Annotated in this window: 4 protein-coding genes; 1 reads left to right on the top strand and 3 read right to left on the bottom strand. The window is 33.6% G+C overall.

What is annotated here, in order from left to right:
• Positions 1-67: 67 nt before the first annotated feature.
• From nusA to C4B25_RS04405, 3 genes are all read right to left on the bottom strand, one after another.
• Positions 68-1,471, bottom strand: a complete 1,404-nt coding sequence (gene nusA / locus C4B25_RS04415; protein WP_131613912.1) for a transcription termination factor NusA — start codon at positions 1,469-1,471, stop codon at positions 68-70.
• Complete coding sequence (locus tag C4B25_RS04410) at positions 1,471-1,917, bottom strand: LSm family protein (RefSeq protein WP_168380707.1); 447 nt, start codon at positions 1,915-1,917, stop codon at positions 1,471-1,473. Before C4B25_RS04410 ends, nusA begins: the two co-directional genes overlap by 1 nt.
• 99 nt (positions 1,918-2,016) lie before the next feature.
• On the bottom strand, positions 2,017-2,946 hold the full coding sequence (locus C4B25_RS04405; protein ID WP_131613908.1) for a DHH family phosphoesterase: 930 nt from the start codon (positions 2,944-2,946) through the stop codon (positions 2,017-2,019).
• A 90-nt stretch (positions 2,947-3,036) separates the two neighbouring features.
• Between C4B25_RS04405 and C4B25_RS04400 the strand changes: the two genes are divergently transcribed.
• Positions 3,037-3,972: GTP-binding protein (locus C4B25_RS04400; RefSeq protein WP_131613914.1), on the top strand; the 936-nt coding region annotated here is incomplete at its 3' end.

Here is a 3,972-nt window from a genome sequence, read left to right as displayed (position 1 = left end):
AAATTTAACAACTCTTATTAATTCAGATTTGTCAAACTTCTGACCTGTTGCGATACAGGTTCTTTGATTATTCTTCTTCAATGTTGTCTAACTCTGTAAAATCAATATCTGCGAAATCTGCAAGTTCTTCATCAAGTTCGAATTGAGATTCCATTTCTTTAAGTTCTGCGTCTGAGAAGATAACTTCTTCTTTTTCAACTGGAACAAATGTAGTTTCTTCAATGTTTTCATTAAAGTCTTCAATTTCTCCTTGGATGTCTTCAAGATTAATGTTTGAAGATTTTGCAAATCCTGTTGATGCAGGTCTTTGTCTTTTGTTTAGTTTTTCTCCAGCTTCAATTCTTGCTAATTCTGATTCTGTTAGGTTTCCATTAAATGTGAATTCCATTCCAGCTTCTCTAGCTTGGTCGATTGATGTAACATCAACTCTAACTTTTGCTAACTCAGCAACTAATCTAGCATTTGAACCACGTCTACCAATTGCAAGTGTGTGATGCTTGTTTGGAACGATAACAATTTTCTTATCTTCAAAACCATCTTTATTTAAGATACCAACAACTTTAGCGGGTGACATTGCAGCAACAACGAATTCGTTTAGGTTTTCTGAATATCTAATAACGTCTAGTTTTTCACCGTGTAGTTTTTCAACGATTCTAGAAATTCTTTCTCCACCAGCACCGATGATTGCTCCAACTGGGTCAACCATTTCGTTTGTAGCTTTAACAGCAACTTTTGTTCTTTCACCAACGATACGTGACATTGCAGCGATTTCCACTGTTCCGTCCATGATTTCAGGAACTTCTTGTTCTAATACTCTTCTAACCATTGAAGGTGATGAGTTTGAAACAATGATTTGAGCATCTTTTGAATCCTCTAATACTTCCTCTACGTATACATTAACTTTTTCTCCAAGTTTCATTTTGATTCTAGGGTTTTTAAGTTTACCAGGCATAAATGCAGGTGTTCCGTCTTCTAATTGTAGAACTGCGAAACCAGCAGCTGAAGTAGTAATGATTGCAGGAACCATTTCTCCAACTAGACCTTTATGTTTTGCATAAACCATAGCTTTTGTTTTTTCCTTAATTTTTTGGATAAATAATTGCTTGATTTGTTGAGCAATTGTTCTTGAATAAACTTCGAATGAAACTTCTTCAGCAACGAAGTCCCCAACTTTAACGTCGGCTTTGATTTTCTTAGCTTCTGATAATGGAATTTCTATTGTTCTAAGATCTGCTTCCATTGGTTCATCCTCGTCTTCAACTACTTCTTTAGCGTTGTTAACTAGGCTGAATTCATTTTGAGCTCTATCGATAGTTACTGTTAAATCAGCATCTGGATCGAATTTAGAGTGAAATGATTTTTCTACGGCTTCACGTAAAATTTCATCAATTTCTTCTCTACTTAGTCTTTGTTTAATAGCAATCTCTTCAATTGCTTGGAATAATTGTTCTTTATCTAATGTTTTTGGCATTATTTGCCCTCCTTTTTTACTTTAGCTGATAGATTAATCTTTTCGATATCTTCTTTAGCTAGTATTTGTTTTCTGAATTGCCCTTTGGCATTTCATTTAATTGTTAAACCCTTTGGATCTGCTTCAAGTAAAGTTCCCTCAAATTGAATCTTGTCTTTTATTGGTCTTACTAATGTGACTAAAATATTTTCTTCAATCATTTCTGGAAGTGCATCAAAAGAGATTTCTTTATCAGTACCCGCAGAAAAAATATCTAAGAAATATTCTTTGTCTGTTTGGTCAATCGTATCGAGATAATCAGAGATTTCTTTTGATAAGAGAGTTAATTCACTTAACTTAGGTTCTTGAACCTCAACTCTTAAAAATGTTGCTCCGAACTCTTCTTCCCACTTGGTAGAAGTGATTTTATCGCCAAATTTGGCTTGTAAACTTTCTAAAATTGTCATCTTACCTCCTTTAGAATAAGAAAGAGATACCATTGGCATCTCATGAATTAATATTCTATTGACACAAGTATTATAGCATTTTAATGCCAAAAAAGAACACTAAATGTGCTCTTTAATAACTTTCATAATTTCTTCTAAAGAAGTACCTAATGGAGCTTTAAAACCTGATGAGGCGTGGTGTCCACCGCCACCTAATGCTTCAGCTATTTTAGAAACATCAACATTTCCTTTAGATCTTAATCCCCCACGTAATATATTTGTACCTGCGTATGGAGCAACAAATAATGTTACTTCTCTATCTGAAACTGATGATACAGCACCGACAGCAGCTCTATAAATATCACTTGTAACTTCATCATTAGAGAAAAATACAACCATATTTTCATACTCATAAGATACTTGACTTAACACTTTATTAATAGCTTCAGCTTCTTTTGCAGAAGGAAGTAGTTTAGGAACAACATCTAAATAGTTGTGTCCATCTTTTAACATTTTAGCCATAACGTTAAATGTTTCTGGACCAATGTTTCTTTGTGTAAAGTTTTCAGTGTCAGTAACGATAGCAATTGATATACCTACTCTAGCTTTTTCTGTTCATTTAAGTTCTAACATATATGCAATCTCAGCTAATAATTGTCCACATGCTGGTCAATCATCTCCACCGATACCCATTAATCATTCTTCTGTTTCTTTATGGTGATCGAATTTAACCGCTTCTTTTGTTACAACTCTCTTATCTCAAATTCTTGCTTTATTTGATGTATCTACAACGATTACTTGTGAATTGTAGAAATATTCATCTTCTATATCGTCTTCTATATCCGCTGAAATGAAGTCTAACATAGGTGGTATATCTCCCCCAGATATCCTAACTTGTTCAACATCGGTATTGTTTTCAATAAATTCTTTTAATGCAATAGATGTACCAACTGTATCCCCATCAGGGTCTATATGTGTACAAATAGTGATTGTTTTTTGTGAGCTAATATATGCTCATATTCTTTGTAATTCTTTTAGTTTTAATTTCATATTACCCCAATTATATAAAGAAATAAAAGAAGTCGTTCTAAAATACTTGTAATATTATCTACTTTACTCTCTATAATTGCGACATAAAGAATAGAGGTAATAAACGTTGCAGTTATTGCTCACGTTGATGCAGGGAAGTCTACATTAGTGGACGCGCTGCTAGAGCAATCAGGAACATTTAACGAAAGAGAAGAAAGAGTTGAGCAGGTAATGGATAGTGATGACATCGAAAGAGAAAGAGGAATCACAATCTATTCAAAAAACTGTTCTATTAAATATGGAGACACAAAAATTAATGTCGTAGACACACCAGGTCACGCAGATTTTTCTGGTGAAGTAGAGAGAATTATTAAGAATGTTGATACAGTAATGCTGTTGGTTGACTCTTCAGAGGGGCCAATGCCTCAAACAAGATTTGTTCTTAAGAAATCGTTAGAACAAGGGTTAAAACCAATCTTAGTTATCAACAAAATTGATAAATCAGATGCGAGACCCGCAGAAGTTGTAGATATGGTTCTTGAATTATTCATGGAACTTGAAGCTACTGATGAACAAATGGAATTCCCAATTCTATATGGTGCAGCGAAAGACGGAATAATGAAACTTTCTATGGATGATCCATCAGAAACATTAGAACCATTATTTAAAACGTTAATCAATCACGTAGAAGATTATCCATATGGTAAAGATGAAGAAGTGCAAATGCAAATCTCATCATTAAAATATGATAAATATCTTGGAAGACTTGGACTAGGGAGACTTAGAAAAGGTACTTTAAAAAGAAAAGGTAGATATTCATTAATCAACGCTGAAGGAAACATTAAAAATATTAGTTTCTCAAAAGTATTTGTTAATGATGGTCTAGATAGAAGAGAAGTTGAAGAAGTAGAGCCTGGAGATCTATGTATCGTTGCTGGTATTCCTGATATTACAATCGGAGATACAATCTCAACAGTAGAAAACCCAGTTGCTATGGAAAAAATTGAAATTGAAGAACCAACAATTTCAATGAACTTCTTAGTTAAC

Source organism: Mycoplasma todarodis (assembly GCF_004335995.1).
GTDB classification, from domain to species: domain Bacteria; phylum Bacillota_I; class Bacilli_A; order Mycoplasmatales; family Metamycoplasmataceae; genus Mycoplasma_K; species Mycoplasma_K todarodis.
The sequence above is the reverse complement of the archived record's forward strand: the minus strand, read 5'-3'. Positions and strand labels throughout refer to the sequence as shown.